Below are 14,581 nucleotides of genomic sequence, written 5' to 3'. Positions count from 1 at the left end.
GCTGCCCCCCGAGGGGGCCGCTCGCGCCTTGGGGCGGCCCGGCGGCGCTCGGTCTCGCATAGCTCGAGGTGCCGCTCTCCGCATTCGCGCTGATCCTGCTGGCCGGGATCATCCATGCCAGCTGGAACATCGCCGCCAAGAAGGCGAACGGCGACGCACGCTTCAGCTTCCAGACCAGCGTGTTCAACATGGTCATCTGGGCTCCGCTGGGCATCGTGCTGGGCTGGAACGTGGTGCCGGGCTGGGGCGCGGCCGAGTGGGGCTTCGTCGTGCTCAGCGGGGTGCTGCACGTTTTCTATTTCATCGTGCTGCTGCGCGGCTACCGCAAGTCGGACCTCACCGTGGTCTACCCGCTGGCGCGCGGCTCCGGGCCGCTGCTGTCGTCGCTGGTGGCGGTGCTCTTCCTTGGCGAGAAGATCAGCCTCGTCGGCGTGGCCGGCATCCTGGGCGTGGTGGCCGGCGTGTTCCTCATCGCCGGCGGTCCGCGCCTGTGGCAGAAGGCGCACGACCCGGCGCAGCGCGCGCGGGTGCACAAGGGCATGCGCTACGGCGTGCTGACCGGCACCTTCATCGCGGCCTACACGGTGGCTGACAGCTACGCGGTCAAGTTCCTCCTGATGTCGCCGATCCTGCTCGACTACATGGGCAACCTCGTTCGCATCGTGTTGCTGATGCCCGCCGCGCTGCAGGACCGCCCGACCACCGCGCGCATGTGGCGCGAGCAGTGGAAATACGCGCTGCTGGTGGCGGCGATCAGCCCGGTGTCGTACGTGCTGGTGCTCTACGCGGTGCAGCAGGCGCCCATCTCCCACGTGGCGCCCGCGCGCGAGGTCTCGATGCTGTTTGCCGCGCTCATCGGCGGCCACCTGCTGCGCGAGGGCGACCGGCTGCTGAGGCTGCTGGGCGCAATGTTCATCGCCGCCGGCGTGGTGGCGCTCGCGCTGGGCTGAGGCCGTGCTGCTGTTCGGCTGCGACTTCTCCAGCGCGCCAACGGCACGCAAGCCCATCGTCATCGCGACCGGCGAGCTGGCCGGCGCCGACCGCGTCGTGCTGCACGGCCTGCGGCGCTTCTCGACGCTCGACGCATGGGGTGAATGGCTCATCGCCACGCCTGCGTGGACCGGCGGCTTCGACTTTCCGTTCAGCCTGCCGCGCGAGCTCGTCGAGCACCTGCGGTGGCCGCTGCAGTGGGAGCCGCTGATGGCCCACTACGCCGGCCTGAGCCGCGCCGAGATCCGCGAGACCTTCGCCGCCTTCTGCGCGGCGCGCCCGGTGGGCGGCAAGTTCGCGCATCGCGCGGCCGACGCTCCTGCGGGCTCCAGCCCTTCGATGAAATGGGTCAACCCGCCGGTGGCGTACATGCTCCATGCGGGCGTGCCGCGCCTGCTGGCCGCCGGTGCGCGCATTCCGGGGCTGCACGCAGGCAAGGGCGGCGATCGCATCGCGCTGGAGGCTTATCCGGGCCTGCTGGCGCGGGAGCTGATCGGCCGCCGCAGCTACAAGAGCGACGAGCCCGTGAAGCAGACGCCGGAGCGCCGCACCGCGCGCGCCGATCTGCTGGCGGCGCTGGAAGCCGGCTCGGCCCGCCTCGGACTCGGGCTGGCCGTCACGCCGGCGCAGCGCAAGGAACTGCTGGCGGATGCCCGCGGCGACGACATCGACGCGGCGCTGTGCCTGATGCAGGCCGCCTGGGGCCACCTGCGCGCCGCAAGCCCCGGCCCGGGCCATGGCCTGCCGGAAGACATCGATCCGCTTGAAGGATGGATCGTCAGCGCCTGAGCTTCCTTGTCCTACACCTCTTCGGGCTTCCGTCGGCGTGAGCCGGCCCGGGCAGGGACCTAGATTGAACGCGTGGGCCGCTGCGGCTCACGCATTCGTTTCATAACTCAGGAAGGAAGCAACATGAACAAGGATCAAGTGGCAGGCCGCGTCGAGGAAGCCAAGGGCAAGCTGAAGGAAGTCGCCGGCAAGGTCGTCGGCAACGAGAAGCTCGAAGGCGAGGGCGTTGCCGACCAGGCCGCCGGCAAGGTGCAGAAGACTTACGGCGACCTCAAGGAAAAGGCCAAGGACGCGATCAAGTCGGGCGCCGACAAGCTGTGAGCGTCGCAAGGCCGGCTGCCGGTGATCCGGCAGCCTTCCCTGCCTTTCATTTCCCCTGGATTTCCAGAGATTTCCCCGATCAACAGGAGGATTCCATGAACAGATCGACCCAACAGACGGCCATGCCGCATTCGCGCGCCTGGCTTGCCGTGCTCGTGGCCGGCGCAGCGCTGACGCTGGCTGCCTGCGACAAGTCCGACAACCGCACCGCGGGCGAGAAGCTCGACAGCGCCGTGGCCAAGACCGAGCAGGCCGCCGACGCCGCGGCAGCCAAGACCGGCGAGGCCGTCAAGGACGCCAAGGCGAAGATCGAGTCGTCCAATACCACCGCCGAGGTGAAGGAGGCAGCCAAGGATGCCGGCGCCGCGGTGAGCACGACGGTGAACGACGCCGCCATCACGGCTTCGGTGTCCGCGGGCCTTGCCAAGGACCCGGACCTGAGCGCCATCAAGATCGACGTCGACACCAAGGCCGGCGCGGTCAGCCTGAAGGGCCCGGCGCCCACGGCGGCCGCCAAGGCGCGCGCCGAGGAGATCGCCAAGGGCGTGCAGGGCGTGACGTCGGTGGACAACCAGCTCCAGGTGAAGGGCTGATCGCTTTCGCCCGGCCTCGGTCGCGTTTTCGCTTCACCCATGAAAAAGCCCGGTTCGCGCCGGGCTTTTTCATGGGAGCACGGGGCCGATGCGGCCCCGGGGTCGGGTCAATCAGTGGCCCAGCCAGTCCTTCAGCTCGTCCGCATGCTCTTCCTCGTCGGAGAGGATGTCCTCGAGCATGCGGCGCGTGGTCGGGTCCTTGTCGCCGATCAGCGCGATCATCTGGCGGTACGACTCCACCGCCACGCGCTCGGCGATCAGGTTGGCGCGCACCATCGCCTGCAGGTCGGTCGATTCGTCGTAGGCCGCATGGCTGCGGTCGAGCAGGCGCGAGGGCGCGAAGTCGGGTTCGCCGCCCAGCTGCACGATGCGCTCGGCGATGCGGTCGGCATGGGCCGATTCCTCGTTGGCGTGCACGAGGAATTCGTCGGCGATGGCGGGCGACTCGACGCCGTTGGCGGTGAAGTAGTGGCGCTTGTAGCGCAGCACGCAGACCAGCTCGGTGGCCAGCGCGTCGTTCAGCAGCTTGACGACGTCGTCGCGCCAGGGACCGTAGCTCGGGGTGACGGCGCCGTCGTCGAGGCTGTTGCGCGCGGCGTCGAGTCCGCTCTGGTCGAGTTCCAGGTGCTTGCGGGCGGTGGAAGCAGGAGAAGCAGAGGAGGAAGAGGAAACGTCGGTTTTCATGGAGTGTCCTTTCGTGGGGAGCGGGATGGGTGAGGGGAGCCCGGGGGCTTCCGCATCAGCGTGGTGACGAGGTCGGCCACGTCGGATGTCTTCAGTACAGCCGCCAGCACCGCGGTGGCCGAGAGCAGCCGCCAGGGCCTGACGAGCACCAGCAGGGCGCCGGTGGCGGCCGCGGCCGCCATGAGCTTGGCCGGCTCCTTGCGCGCGTAGTGTTCGAGCACCGGCCGCGCCAGCTGGCCGACCGCATGCGCGGGGTGCCTGCGCCACCAGCGTTCCGCCACGCTGCGGCCCACGGCGAGCCACACGTTCTCTCTTCTTCCTCCTCTTGCTCCTCCTTGTTCTCCTCTACCTCGAGCGTGGTCCTGATGCAGGTCATCCGCTTGTGCGGAGGCGGCTTGCGCGTCGTACTGCGCGTATTCCAGGTCGTCCGGTTCTTGGTCTTCGGCCGGCGCGCCTGCGTCCTGGTTGAACTGCCGCACCAGCGCGCGGCGCGAGAGGGCCAGGCGCTGGACCGGACTGAGATGCGAAGGAGGATGGCGGTCAGCGGCCATGGAGGTCTCCGGCTTCGCGCAGCGCCTGCAGGTCGGCGTCGAGCTGGGAGCGCAGGTCGTCGAAGCTGTAGCTGCTGGCAGGCCGCGTCGCGTACCAAGTGCAGATGAGCGCCATCACCACGGCCACGGCCGGGACGGCCACCAGCACCCAGTGGAAGCTGCCGTGCATCACGCCGAGCAGCACGGCCACGCCGATCAGCCCGAGCGCCAGCGTGGCGCTGGCCACCGCCAGGAGGCCCGCGACGATGCGAGCGGCGATGCCGCGTCCCGCTTGCGCGGATTCCTGGCGAAGGAGGGCGGCGTAGTTGGCGAGGTGTTCAGCGACGAGTTCCGGATGCCCGAGCACCGTGGAAAAAATCGGATGGAGCATGGTGCCGGGATCGGTCGACGACGGAGGCTTCGTGGATCAGTAGTCGTCGCGGCTGCGGCGGCTTGCCAGCACGATGAGCGCCGTGATGGCGGCGCCGGCGGCGGCCGCGAGCAGCACCGAGCGCACGGGCTGGTCGGAGATGTAGCGGCCGGTGACGTCGGCTGCCTGTTCGAGGCGGCGCTGGGCGCGGGCACTGGTGGTCGATGCGGCGTCCAGGCCGCGCTGAACGGCTTGCTGCACGCGGGCTGCGAGTTGCTCGACGGCCGGTTCGGAATCGCGCTGCAGGTCGCGGACCTTTTCGCCCGCCGCATTCACCGCGTTCTGAGCATAGGCGCGGGTGGTTTCGACCGCGTCACGGGCGGTCTGGCGCGCTTCGTCGGCGAGTTGCGAGGGAGTCTTGGTCGTCGTGTTCATGTGAAAGTCCTTTCCGGAAAAGTGAAATGCGCAAGCCTGTTGATCGTAACGACGCTACTTGCGTCGTAGCAAGCCGGCAAGGAAGCTCGCGATCGCGAGGACCGCGAAGATCACGAACAGGATCTTGGCGATGCCCACCGCGCTGGCGGCGATGCCGCCGAACCCGAAGAGGGCCGCGATCAGGGCGATGACCAGAAACACCACGGCGTAATGCAGCATGTGGAACTCCTTCGAGGCTTGCCTCGCTGTTTTTGAAAAACGTCCAAACGTCGCATCCAGCAACCCCCCGACGGGAAAGAACCGGATGGCACGGGGTCAACCTTAAGCGGGGGGCCGTCCCGGACCTGTCAGCGGCCGGGGTTGGGGTGCGTAGGAGATGGCCGAGTCGGCCGCGGCGCAGGGTGTGCAGGAGTTCCGGCTGCGCTACGGCTGCGAAGAGAGAGGAGAAGAAGAGAGACAGAGAGACGACGATCGAGAGGGCGATCAGGCCGGCTTGACGATCGGAAGCATCGCGCTCAGCCGCGTGCCCTTGCCCGGCGCGGACCATATCGTGAGCTTGCCGCGCGCGGCTTCCACCCGGTGCCGCATGCCCGCGAGGCCGTGGGTCGAGGGCCGCACGCGCTGCGTGTCGAAGCCCTTGCCGTTGTCGGCCACCTCCACCACCACGTGGTTGTCGTAGTTCTTGAGGACGATGGTGGCCTCGCTCGCCTCGGCGTACTTGCCGATGTTGGTGAGGCTCTCCTGCACCATGCGGTAGATGGTGAGCTGGCGCGACTCGTCCATGGTCACGGGCTCCAGCACCATCTCCACCTGCAGGCCGGAGCGCTCCCCGAACTCGCGCCCCAGGATCTCCAGCGACGCGACCAGCCCCAGGTTGGCCAGCGAGGAGGGCCGCAGGTCCTCGATGATGCGGCGCTTGAGCGCGATGCCGCTGTTGAGCAGCTCGGTCAGATGCTGCAGCCGCTGGATCGCGTCGGGCGCGTCCGCCAGCCGCGACTTCAGCCGCGCCACGTCGAGCTTGGCCGCGGTGAGCAGCGAGCCCAGCTCGTCGTGCAGCTCGCGCGCGAGGAAGCCGCGCTCGGTCTCGCGCACGTCCTGCAGGTGGGTGGCCAGCTCGGCCAGCGAGGCGGTGCGCTCGCGCACCTCGTCCTCCAGCGCGTTGCGCTCGCGCTGCAGGGACTCCTGCTGGCGCTCGCCGATGGAGCGCAGCACGTGCGTCTGGCGCAGGTACAGGAAGAAGGCGAGGAGTGCGGCCAGCGCCACGATGGCGGTACCGATGCGCGCCAGCTGCAGCGAACGCAGCACCTGCGCCTGGCTCTGGCCCAGGGTGGCGTTGCTGGCCTTCACCAGCTCGCCCGCCGTGGCGCGGATGGCCTCCATCTCCTCCTGGCCCACGTCGGTGGTGATGACGAACTTCCAGGCGTCGTCCTTGCCGTCCTGGCGCAGGCGCACGCTCATGTCCATCTCGGCGACCTTGCGCAGCACGTGCTTCGACAGCTCGGCCAGCCGGGTGAGTTCGGCCGGGCGGTCGGCATACAGCCGGCGCAGCGTGGCGAGGTGGCCGTCGACCTGCTTGACCGCCTCGTCGTAGGGTTTTCGGTAGCTCGCCTCGCCGGTCAGCAGGAAGCCCCGCTGGCCGGTCTCGGCGTCCAGCATGTTCTGCAGGATCTTGTTGAGCGTGCCTCGCACCTGCTGGGCCTCGTCGATGTCGGCCAGGGCGCGGGTGGACTGCCGGTAGCCGGCCTCGTTGATGCCGACGAGGGCCAGCGCGGCCAGTGCTGCGAGCAGCAGGCTCACGGCCATTCTTGGTGGGGCTAACCAGTGCATGAAACTTTCAAGGCTGCTTGTGGCGCAAGTTCGTGAATAATTGATAACAATCAGGGACCTGGCATGTTGCGACCCTCGGGTGCGCAACACAACGACGAAAGTAACAAATGATCAAAATCGGAATTGTGGACGACCACGCCATCGTGCGATCGGGCCTCCGGCAGTTCTTCTCCGAGCACGTGGACCTGCGCGTGGCGGGCGAGGCAGCCAGCGGCCGTGAAGCCATCGAACTGGTGCGCACCACGGAGCTGGACGTGCTGGTCATGGACCTTTCGATGCCCGGGCAAAGCGGTATCGATGCACTCGCCATGATCCGCGCCAAGGCGCCGGACGTGGGCATCCTGATCCTCAGCGGCTATCCCGAGGAGCACTACGCGATGAACCTGATCCGCCAGGGCGCGAGCGGCTACCTCAACAAGGAGTGCGATCCCATCGAGATCGTCAACGCCATCCGCACCATCGCGCTGGGCCGGCGCTACATCACGCCCGCCGTGGCCGAACTGCTGGCCCGCCAGCTCGACCGCAAGGACGACGCGGCCCCGCACGAGCAGCTCTCGGAGCGCGAATTCCAGGTGTTCCTGAAGCTCGCCAAGGGCGAGACCGCCGGCGACATCGCCAAGACGCTGTCGCTGTCGGTGAAGACCGTGAGCACCTACCGCACGCGGCTGATGGAGAAGATGAATCTCTCCTCCAACAGCGACCTCACGTACTACGCACTGAAGAACAAGCTGATCGACTGAAGCCGGCCGGCGGGCAGGGAGGGGGTCCAAGGCGGCTTCCTCAGCCCGCGCCGGACGAGGCGCGCGAGGCTCGATCGCGGGCCTGCACCAGGCAGAACTCCACCAGCGCGTCGATCTCGTTCGACTTGTCGAACACCGCGTCGACCCCGAACTCCGCGCAGCGGCGCCGTATGTCGGGCGTCGCATAGTTGCTGAGCACCACCACCTTCTGTACCGGCTTGCGGCCCTGGCAGGCCTGCAGCACGCCCAGGCCGCTGCCCTGCTTGAGGAAGAGATCGACGATGACGAGGTCCCACTCGCCGTCGTGTCCGAGCAGCCATGCGCGCGCGCCGCTTTCGGTTTCGGCGAAGCCCACGACCGTGGTGCAGGTGAGTTCTTCCAGCGTGCCAATGAGGTTTTCACGGATCGTGAGGTTGTCTTCGACAACATAAGTCTGCAATCTGGAATCCATGCCGAACCACTCTTCCTCTGAGGTTGGCTGACGCATTCAGCGCGCCTGCGTTGGCAACGACTGCCTGCGGAGCGACTTTGCTGCGTCTCCTGTACGCATCATGCAAGCTTCGGCGGCTGGCGGTTGTAGGCGGGTTCCGACGCGCGCATTCCCGGCGCCTCCAGTAGGCAATGCCTCACGATTTCTACGGCTTGCCGCTGACCGCGGCCGAGCGACCGCCCGAGTTAAAAGGAGCCCCATGGCAACGACGAATGCACCGACCAAAGCCGGCATCCTGCGCGGCCGGCCGCTCTGGCAGAAGCTGCTGGCGGGCCTGGTGCTGCTCTTCGCGCTGCTGGCCGTGGGGCTCGCCTTCTTCCCGTGGGACGTGCTGCGAGAGCCGGTCAACCGCTACGTCAGCGAGAAGACCGGGCGCAAGTTCGAGATCACCCGGCGGCTCGACGTGGGGCTCGGGTGGCGGCAGGCCACCGTCAGGCTCGACGGCATCGAGTTCGCCAATCCCCCGTGGGCGCGCGATCCGTACCTGGTGAAGGCCGAGCGCGCCGATTTCGACATCCGCCTCTGGCCGCTGATCTCGAGCAGCATCGTCATCCCGCGGCTGGCGCTTTCCTCGCCCACGGTGGGGCTGCAGATGGAAGCCGACGGCCGCCGCACCTGGGCGCTGGGCAAGGAAGGCAAGGACAGCTCGGAAGGCGGCACCGTGCCCACCATCGGCCAGGTGCAGGTCGACAGCGGCGCGGTCGACTTCCTGGCCAAGCACCTGGGCGTCGACGTGCATGCCGACCTGAGCTACGACAGCAGCCGCGGCGAGATGCCGCTGGACTACCGCATCAAGGGCCGCTACAAGGGCCAGCCGCTGACCGCCAGCGGGCGCACCGGCAACGTGCTGCAGATCGAGACCACGAACGCGCCGCCTTTCCCGATCGAGATCCGTGCCGCCGCAGGCCAGACGCAGCTGAAGGCGGCCGGCACGGTCGCCCGGCTGTCGGACCTGGACGGCATCGATGCCAGGTTCGACATCAAGGGCCAGACGCTGGGCGCCCTGTTCCCGCTGCTGGGCATCGCGCTGCCGCAGACATCGCCGTACACCCTGAGCGGCAAGCTCGACAAGCGCGGCAAGCTTTGGGAGGCCTCCGGTCTCAAGGGCCGGCTGGGCCTGTCCGACATCGCGGGCGACATGCGCTTCGACCAGTCCGGCAAGCTGCCGCACCTGGCTGGCGACCTGCGCTCCAACGTGATGGACATGGACGATCTGGGCCCGCTGATCGGCCTGCCGCCCACGGCGCGCACCGCCGCCACCGTGGAAGGCGTGGCGCCGCCGCCCACCGTCACCCAAGTCAGGCGCCCGGGCGGCAAGGTGCTGCCCACGGCGCCGCTGGACTTCGAGCGCCTGCGCGCCATGAACGCCGACGTGAAATACACGGCCGATCGCATCCGCAACGTGCGCGATGTGCCGCTGGAGCGCGGCAGCGTGCAGGTGAAGCTCGTCGAGGGCGTGCTCACGCTCGACCCGCTCGACCTGGGCGTGGCCGGCGGCAGGCTCAGCGGCGCGATCCGCATCGACGGTTCGAAGAAGCCGGCGGACATCCGCGCATCGCTAGACGCCCGGGCCATGCAGCTGGCGCGGCTGTTCCCGAAGCTCGAAACCACCGGCAACAGCGTCGGCCGGCTGGACGGGCGCATCAATCTCTCGGGCTCCGGCAGCACCGTGGCGAACTGGCTGGGCGGCGCGTCGGGCGACGTGGCGGTCATCTCCGGACGCGGGCAGTTCGGCAACCTGCTGCCGGTGTTCGCGACGCTGGTGGGCGGCGACATCATCAAGTTCATCCTGCGCGGCGATCGCAACGTCGAGCTGCGCTGCGCGGCCCTGGCGTTCGACGTGAACAAGGGCCTGATGACCGGCCGCACCCTCGTGGTGGACACGACCAACGCTGTCTTCATCGCCACCGGCCAGGCCAACCTGGCGACCGAGGGGCTGGATTTCGTGATCCGCCCCGAGCCCAAGAGCAAGAACATCCTCTCGATCCGCACGCCGCTGGTGGTGAGCGGCACCTTCGGCGATCCGAAGGGCGGCCTGGAAGTCGGTCCGCTGGCCGGGCGCGGGCTGGCCGCGCTGGCGCTGGGTGCGGTCAATCCGCTGCTGGCGCTGGCCGCGACCATCGAGCCGGGTCCGGGCGAGGATTCGAACTGCCAGGGCGTTGTGGCGCAGGCGAATAAGCCCACGGGGGCGGCTGCCAAGGGCGCCGCACGGGCGAAGGGCGCGAAGCAGCCTTAGCTTGAGGGGCGATGGCGCTGCGCGCAGACGCTGCAGTGCGGGTCGCGTGCCACGCGCAGCGTGTCGAAGGAGGTGCTGCGCCCGTCGAACATCAGCAGCTTGCCCGCCAGCGACGGGCCGATGCCGGCCAGCAGCTTCAGCGCCTCGCTGGCCTGCAGCGTGCCGATGGTTCCCACCACCGGGCCGAACACGCCGAGCACCGCGCAACGGGTTTCCTCGAAGTCCGCGTCGGGCGGGAAGATGCAGGCGTAGCAGGGCGAGGCGTCGTCGCGGGTGTCGTAGACGCTCAGCTGGCCGTCGAAACGGATCGCCGCGCCCGCCACCAGCGGCTTCGAATGGGCGACGCAGGCACGGTTGACGGCCTGCCGGGTGGCGAAGTTGTCGCAGCAGTCGACCACCACGTCGGCCTCGGCGACCAGGCGCGACAGCAGGGCCTCGTCGGCGCGCAGGGCGTGGGTTTCGATGGCGATGTCGGGATTGATGGCGCGCATGGCCTGTGCGGCCGACTCCACCTTGGGAAGACCGACCCGGTCATGCGAATGCGCCACCTGGCGCTGGAGATTGGTGAGGTCCACCTCGTCGTCGTCGACCAGCACGATGCGGCCGACCCCCGCCGCAGCGAGGTACAGGGCCACCGGCGAACCCAGTCCGCCGGCGCCTATGACGAGAACCCGTCCGGCACTGACGCGGGCCTGCCCGTCGATGCCGAATTCCTCGAGAAGGATGTGGCGCGAATAGCGCAGCAGCTGGCTATCTTCCATGCGCCACCGGGATCAGTTTTCCTTCTTCTCTTCCTTGTTGTCGACGATGACCTGCGTCTTGCTCACGAGCACCGGCTGGCCCTTCAGGCGGTTGAGCGCCTGCACGAGCGGGAAGTCCTTGTCGGTGCCGAACTCGGGCACCTTGCGGTCCTGCGGCGGCTTCTTGGCCTCTTCCTCGAGGCGCTTGCGGGCTTCGTCGCGGGCCTTCTCGCGTTCCGGGTCCTTGACTTCGGGACCCTGGCCGCTGGCCAGGTGCTTCTCGAGGTCGGCCTCGCGCATGCGCAGGGCGGCGAAGGGGCTGCCCTCGGCGCTTTCGTCGACCAGCACGTTCGGCACGATGCCCTTGGCCTGGATCGAGGTGCCGCTGGGCGTGTAGTAGCGCGCGGTGGTGATCTTCAGGCCGGTGTCGGGGCCGAGCGGGCGGACCGTCTGCACCGAGCCCTTGCCGAAGGTCTGGCTGCCCATGATGGTGGCGCGCTTGTGGTCCTGCAGCGCGCCGGCGACGATTTCGCTGGCGGAAGCCGAGCCTTCGTTCACCAGCACCACCAGCGGCACGGTCTTCAGCGCGGCCGGCAGGCTGCGCAGCGGGTCGCTGCCCGAGCGGCGCTGGTAGAACTCCGGCGCCGCCTTGTAGACCGACTTGCTCTCGGCCAGCTGGCCGTCGGTGGTGACCACCGTGACGTTCTCGGGCAGGAAGGCCGACGACACCGCCACGGCCGCATCGAGCAGGCCGCCCGGATCGTTGCGCAGGTCGAGCACCAGGCCCTTGAGGTTCGGGTCTTCCTTGTACAGGTCGTCGATCTTCTTGACGAAGTCGTCGACGGTGCGTTCCTGGAACTGCGACAGGCGGATCCAGCCGTAGCCCGGCTCGATCATCTTGCCGCGGACCGACTGCGTGCGGATTTCCTCGCGCGCGATCGTCACGGGGAAGGTGCGGCTCTCGTCCTTGCGGAAGATCGTCAGCAGCACCTTGGTGTTGGCTTCGCCGCGCATGCGCTTGACCGCCTCGTTCAGCGACAGGCCGCGCACGGCGGTGTCGTCGATCTTGGTGATCAGGTCGTTGGGCTTGAGGCCTGCGCGGAAGGCGGGGGAGCCCTCGATGGGCGAGACGACCTTGATCAGGCCGTCTTCCTGGGAAATCTCGATGCCCACGCCGACGAAGCGGCCGGTGGTGCCTTCCCTGAATTCCTTGAAGGACTTCTTGTCGAAGTACTGGGAATGCGGGTCGAGCCCGGCGACCATGCCGGAGATGGCGTCGGAGATGAGCTTCTTCTCGTCGACCGGCTCCACGTAGTCGCTCTTGACCATCCCGAAGACGGCGGCGAGCTGCTGCAATTCCTCGAGCGGCAGCGGCGCGAGCGAGCCGCGCGCGACAGTCTGCAGCGAGACGGTGGTCAGGACGCCTGCAACGGCGCCGGCGGCGACCCAGCCGGTGATCTTGAGTTTGTGGCCCATCATGAGTGGTTGTCCTTGTCGGCGGCTGTCAGTCCAATATACACAGCTTGGAAGCAAATTGTTTGCCGGGGTTCCACGGGTGGAGCGCCGGACGGGGGCTTTTTCAGGGCGCTCCTGGCGGGCCTTCTCAGCCCTTGCCCTGCGATGCCACCGCGGCGGCGGCCTTTTCGGCGGCCGCGGCATCGCCGAGGTAGTAGTGGCGCAGGGGCTTGAGGTCGTCGTCGAGCTCGTACACCAGCGGGATGCCGTTGGGGATGTTCAGCCCGACGATGTCGTCGTCGGAGATCCCGTCGAGGTACTTCACCAGGGCGCGGATCGAGTTGCCGTGGGCCGCCACCACCAGCCGGCGGCCGGTGCGGATGGCCGGCGCCATCGATTCGTTCCAGAAGGGCAGCACGCGCGCCACCGTGTCCTTCAGGCACTCGGTCAGCGGGATCTGCTCGGGCGACAGCTTGGCGTAGCGCACGTCGCCGCGCTCGCTGCGCGGGTCGTCGGCTTCCAGCGGCGGCGGGGGGGTGTTGTAGCTGCGGCGCCAGACCAGCACCTGCTCGTCGCCGTATTTCTTGGCGGTTTCGGCCTTGTTCAGGCCCTGCAGGCCGCCGTAGTGGCGCTCGTTGAGGCGCCAGGAATGCACCACGGGCAGCCAGGTGCGGTCGAGTTCGTCGAGGGTGTGCCAGAGGGTGCGGGTGGCGCGCTTGAGAACGCTCGTGTAGGCGACGTCGAAGTCGTAGCCCTCGGCCTTGAGCAGCCGGCCGGCCTGCTTGGCCTGTTCGACGCCGGTTTCGGTCAGGTCGACGTCGGTCCATCCGGTGAAGCGGTTTTCCAGATTCCAGGTCGATTCACCGTGACGGATCAATACCAGTTTGTGCATGTGGGAGGCCTTTGGCTGCGCTTGCGAAACCTCGCATTCTAAAATCCCCGGTTTGCCATTCAAGGAACCCCCGTGAAATTGATCGAATTCGTCACCGCGAACTGGATGCTGATCCTGATCGCGCTCAGCTCGGGCGCCATGCTGGCCTGGCCGCTGGTGCGGGGAGCGGGCGGCGGAACGCTCACGGCCCAGGGCGCCGTCCAGCTCATCAACCGCGAGCGCGCGGTGCTGGTCGACGTGCGCGAACCCGAGGAATTCGCCACCGGCCACATGATCGGCGCCAAGAACGTTCCCCTGAACCAGCTGGAGGAAAAGCTCGCCGGCGCGGTCAAGAACAAGAACGTGCCGCTCCTGCTGGTGTGCGCCACCGGCGCCCGCGCCCAGCGCGCCGTGGCCATGGCCAAGAAGCTGGGTTACGAGCAGGCCCAAGCGGTCTCCGGCGGACTGAAGGCGTGGAAAGAGGCTAACCTGCCGGTTGAAAAAGCCTAGACATCGGACTCGCCCCCAGGCTTCGCGCACGCCGTGGCGCTGCGCCGACCCCCTGCCGTGGCAACGCCTGTGGCCCGGCCAAGCCGGTTCCGCGGCGTTCCCCGAAGGGACGGTGAGCGAGTTGAATAAATGAAACTTTCCCCAAGGTAGAGCGCATGCAAGCCGTCAAGATGTACACCACCGCCGTTTGCCCTTACTGCATCCGCGCGAAACAGATCCTGAAGTCCAAGGGCGTCGAGCAGATCGAGGAGATCCGCATCGACACCGACCCCCAGGCCCGCAACACCATGATGGAGATCACCCAGCGCCGCACGGTGCCGCAGATCTTCATCGGCGACACCCACGTGGGCGGCTGCGACGACCTGATGGCGCTCGACAGCCGCGGCGGCCTGGTTCCGCTGCTGCAGGGCGCCTGAAACCGGCCCTGCCCCGGAGCCGTCTTCCGGCCGGGCCATAATCGCCAGTTCACTCATCTGCAGCCCGCTGCGGGACCCTCTCCCCGGCGGGCATTGTTTTGATCCTCGAAAGTTCAGCCATGGCCGACCAGCAAGCCCAAGATCCCGTCTTCCAGATCCAGCGCGTCTACCTCAAGGACCTGTCGCTCGAGCAGCCCAATTCGCCGGCGATCCTGCTGGAGCAGGAACAGCCCACCGTCGACATCCAGCTCGGCGTGGACGCCCAGCCCGTGGCCGAAGGCATCTTCGAGATCACCGTGGCCGCCACCGTGCAGACCAAGATCGGCGACAAGACCGTGTTCCTGGTCGAGGCCAAGCAGGCCGGCATCTTCGAGATCCGCCACCTGCCGGAAGAGCAGATGGGCGCCATCCTCGGTATCGCCTGCCCGCAGATCGTCTACCCCTACCTGCGCGGCAACGTCGCCGACGTGATCCAGCGCGGCGGCTTCCCGCCCGTGCACCTGGCCGAGATCAACTTCCAGGCCATGTACGAGCAGCAGCAGGCCCAGGCCGCCGGCCAGGCTGCGCCCTCGCTGGCGCAGTAA

Annotated in this window: 19 protein-coding genes; 9 read left to right on the top strand and 10 right to left on the bottom strand. The window is 68.0% G+C overall.

What is annotated here, in order from left to right:
* Positions 1 to 68 precede the first annotated feature (68 nt).
* The 4 genes from FHT32_RS02715 (at position 69) to FHT32_RS02700 (ending at position 2,693) form a co-directional block, all read left to right on the top strand.
* On the top strand, positions 69 to 950 hold the full coding sequence (locus FHT32_RS02715; protein ID WP_176663095.1) for a DMT family transporter: 882 nt from the start codon (positions 69 to 71) through the stop codon (positions 948 to 950).
* 4 nt (positions 951 to 954) lie between these two features.
* A complete protein-coding gene (locus tag FHT32_RS02710; protein WP_176663094.1) occupies positions 955 to 1,779 on the top strand; it encodes a DUF429 domain-containing protein in 825 nt (274 codons plus the stop codon).
* Between the two features lie 123 nt (positions 1,780 to 1,902).
* Complete coding sequence (locus FHT32_RS02705; RefSeq protein WP_176663093.1) at positions 1,903 to 2,100, top strand: CsbD family protein; 198 nt, start codon at positions 1,903 to 1,905, stop codon at positions 2,098 to 2,100.
* 95 nt (positions 2,101 to 2,195) lie between these two features.
* Positions 2,196 to 2,693, top strand: coding sequence for a BON domain-containing protein (locus FHT32_RS02700; RefSeq protein ID WP_176663092.1), 498 nt, complete (start codon positions 2,196 to 2,198; stop codon positions 2,691 to 2,693).
* 111 nt (positions 2,694 to 2,804) lie between these two features.
* Here FHT32_RS02700 and FHT32_RS02695 read toward each other — a convergent pair whose 3' ends face one another.
* The 6 genes from FHT32_RS02695 to FHT32_RS02670 form a co-directional block, all read right to left on the bottom strand.
* Complete coding sequence (locus FHT32_RS02695) at positions 2,805 to 3,377, bottom strand: bacterioferritin (protein WP_176663091.1); 573 nt, start codon at positions 3,375 to 3,377, stop codon at positions 2,805 to 2,807.
* Positions 3,374 to 3,928, bottom strand: a complete 555-nt coding sequence (locus tag FHT32_RS02690; RefSeq protein ID WP_176663090.1) for a hypothetical protein — start codon at positions 3,926 to 3,928, stop codon at positions 3,374 to 3,376. The genes FHT32_RS02695 and FHT32_RS02690 overlap by 4 nt, the downstream gene beginning before the upstream one ends.
* A complete protein-coding gene (locus tag FHT32_RS02685) occupies positions 3,918 to 4,298 on the bottom strand; it encodes a phage holin family protein (protein ID WP_176663089.1) in 381 nt (126 codons plus the stop codon). Before FHT32_RS02685 ends, FHT32_RS02690 begins: the two co-directional genes overlap by 11 nt.
* A 36-nt stretch (positions 4,299 to 4,334) precedes the next feature.
* Positions 4,335 to 4,712 (bottom strand): hypothetical protein, encoded by a 378-nt coding sequence (locus tag FHT32_RS02680; protein ID WP_176663088.1) that lies wholly within the window; start codon positions 4,710 to 4,712, stop codon positions 4,335 to 4,337.
* Positions 4,713 to 4,766: 54 nt separating this feature from the next.
* Positions 4,767 to 4,931: a DUF1328 domain-containing protein gene (locus FHT32_RS02675; RefSeq protein ID WP_013543146.1), complete on the bottom strand. Its 165-nt coding sequence runs from the start codon at positions 4,929 to 4,931 to the stop codon at positions 4,767 to 4,769.
* Positions 4,932 to 5,195: 264 nt separating this feature from the next.
* Positions 5,196 to 6,515: a CHASE3 domain-containing protein gene (locus FHT32_RS02670; protein ID WP_176663087.1), complete on the bottom strand. Its 1,320-nt coding sequence runs from the start codon at positions 6,513 to 6,515 to the stop codon at positions 5,196 to 5,198.
* Positions 6,516 to 6,646: 131 nt separating this feature from the next.
* On the opposite strand from FHT32_RS02670, the gene FHT32_RS02665 reads away from it, so the two are divergent.
* Positions 6,647 to 7,279, top strand: a complete 633-nt coding sequence (locus tag FHT32_RS02665; RefSeq protein WP_019656595.1) for a response regulator transcription factor — start codon at positions 6,647 to 6,649, stop codon at positions 7,277 to 7,279.
* Between the two features lie 40 nt (positions 7,280 to 7,319).
* Here FHT32_RS02665 and FHT32_RS02660 read toward each other — a convergent pair whose 3' ends face one another.
* On the bottom strand, positions 7,320 to 7,730 hold the full coding sequence (locus FHT32_RS02660) for a response regulator (RefSeq protein WP_176663086.1): 411 nt from the start codon (positions 7,728 to 7,730) through the stop codon (positions 7,320 to 7,322).
* A gap of 238 nt (positions 7,731 to 7,968) precedes the next feature.
* Here FHT32_RS02660 and FHT32_RS02655 point away from each other — a divergent pair, with 238 nt between their 5' ends.
* Entirely contained in the window at positions 7,969 to 10,005 is a 2,037-nt protein-coding gene (locus FHT32_RS02655; RefSeq protein ID WP_176663085.1) for an AsmA family protein, read from the top strand.
* Here FHT32_RS02655 and FHT32_RS02650 read toward each other — a convergent pair.
* The 3 genes from FHT32_RS02650 to gpmA form a co-directional block, all read right to left on the bottom strand.
* Complete coding sequence (locus tag FHT32_RS02650; RefSeq protein ID WP_176663084.1) at positions 10,002 to 10,766, bottom strand: molybdopterin-synthase adenylyltransferase MoeB; 765 nt, start codon at positions 10,764 to 10,766, stop codon at positions 10,002 to 10,004. The genes FHT32_RS02655 and FHT32_RS02650 overlap by 4 nt on opposite strands.
* A 12-nt stretch (positions 10,767 to 10,778) precedes the next feature.
* A complete protein-coding gene (locus FHT32_RS02645) occupies positions 10,779 to 12,221 on the bottom strand; it encodes a S41 family peptidase (protein ID WP_176663598.1) in 1,443 nt (480 codons plus the stop codon).
* 127 nt (positions 12,222 to 12,348) lie between these two features.
* On the bottom strand, positions 12,349 to 13,092 hold the full coding sequence (gene gpmA / locus FHT32_RS02640) for a 2,3-diphosphoglycerate-dependent phosphoglycerate mutase (protein ID WP_093302311.1): 744 nt from the start codon (positions 13,090 to 13,092) through the stop codon (positions 12,349 to 12,351).
* Between the two features lie 105 nt (positions 13,093 to 13,197).
* Here gpmA and FHT32_RS02635 point away from each other — a divergent pair, with 105 nt between their 5' ends.
* The 3 genes from FHT32_RS02635 (at position 13,198) to secB (ending at position 14,581) form a co-directional block, all read left to right on the top strand.
* Positions 13,198 to 13,581 carry a rhodanese-like domain-containing protein gene (locus FHT32_RS02635; protein WP_218088087.1) on the top strand — a complete coding sequence of 128 codons (384 nt, stop codon included), beginning with the start codon at positions 13,198 to 13,200 and terminating at the stop codon, positions 13,579 to 13,581.
* A 155-nt stretch (positions 13,582 to 13,736) separates the two neighbouring features.
* Entirely contained in the window at positions 13,737 to 13,997 is a 261-nt protein-coding gene (gene grxC, locus FHT32_RS02630; RefSeq protein ID WP_126024726.1) for a glutaredoxin 3, read from the top strand.
* 119 nt (positions 13,998 to 14,116) lie between these two features.
* Positions 14,117 to 14,581 (top strand): protein-export chaperone SecB, encoded by a 465-nt coding sequence (gene secB, locus FHT32_RS02625; RefSeq protein ID WP_093198195.1) that lies wholly within the window; start codon positions 14,117 to 14,119, stop codon positions 14,579 to 14,581.

Origin of the sequence: Variovorax sp. SG517 (genome assembly GCF_013376045.1) — a bacterium.
Taxonomy (GTDB): Bacteria; Pseudomonadota; Gammaproteobacteria; order Burkholderiales; family Burkholderiaceae_C; genus Variovorax.
The sequence above is the reverse complement of the archived record's forward strand: the minus strand, read 5'-3'. Positions and strand labels throughout refer to the sequence as shown.

Bases quoted from the DNA above. Each gene is read 5' to 3' on its own strand.
- FHT32_RS02705 (WP_176663093.1), top strand. From the start codon at position 1,903: ATGAACAAGGATCAAGTGGCAGGCCGCGTCGAGGAAGCCAAGGGCAAG.
- FHT32_RS02700 (WP_176663092.1), top strand. From the start codon at position 2,196: ATGAACAGATCGACCCAACAGACGGCCATGCCGCATTCGCGCGCCTGG.
- FHT32_RS02695 (WP_176663091.1), bottom strand. From the start codon at position 3,377: ATGAAAACCGACGTTTCCTCTTCCTCCTCTGCTTCTCCTGCTTCCACC.
- FHT32_RS02690 (WP_176663090.1), bottom strand. From the start codon at position 3,928: ATGGCCGCTGACCGCCATCCTCCTTCGCATCTCAGTCCGGTCCAGCGC.
- FHT32_RS02685 (WP_176663089.1), bottom strand. From the start codon at position 4,298: ATGCTCCATCCGATTTTTTCCACGGTGCTCGGGCATCCGGAACTCGTC.
- FHT32_RS02680 (WP_176663088.1), bottom strand. From the start codon at position 4,712: ATGAACACGACGACCAAGACTCCCTCGCAACTCGCCGACGAAGCGCGC.
- FHT32_RS02675 (WP_013543146.1), bottom strand. From the start codon at position 4,931: ATGCTGCATTACGCCGTGGTGTTTCTGGTCATCGCCCTGATCGCGGCC.
- FHT32_RS02670 (WP_176663087.1), bottom strand. From the start codon at position 6,515: ATGGCCGTGAGCCTGCTGCTCGCAGCACTGGCCGCGCTGGCCCTCGTC.
- FHT32_RS02665 (WP_019656595.1), top strand. From the start codon at position 6,647: ATGATCAAAATCGGAATTGTGGACGACCACGCCATCGTGCGATCGGGC.
- FHT32_RS02660 (WP_176663086.1), bottom strand. From the start codon at position 7,730: ATGGATTCCAGATTGCAGACTTATGTTGTCGAAGACAACCTCACGATC.
- FHT32_RS02655 (WP_176663085.1), top strand. From the start codon at position 7,969: ATGGCAACGACGAATGCACCGACCAAAGCCGGCATCCTGCGCGGCCGG.
- FHT32_RS02650 (WP_176663084.1), bottom strand. From the start codon at position 10,766: ATGGAAGATAGCCAGCTGCTGCGCTATTCGCGCCACATCCTTCTCGAG.
- FHT32_RS02645 (WP_176663598.1), bottom strand. From the start codon at position 12,221: ATGGGCCACAAACTCAAGATCACCGGCTGGGTCGCCGCCGGCGCCGTT.
- gpmA (WP_093302311.1), bottom strand. From the start codon at position 13,092: ATGCACAAACTGGTATTGATCCGTCACGGTGAATCGACCTGGAATCTG.
- FHT32_RS02635 (WP_218088087.1), top strand. From the start codon at position 13,198: ATGCTGATCCTGATCGCGCTCAGCTCGGGCGCCATGCTGGCCTGGCCG.
- grxC (WP_126024726.1), top strand. From the start codon at position 13,737: ATGCAAGCCGTCAAGATGTACACCACCGCCGTTTGCCCTTACTGCATC.
- secB (WP_093198195.1), top strand. From the start codon at position 14,117: ATGGCCGACCAGCAAGCCCAAGATCCCGTCTTCCAGATCCAGCGCGTC.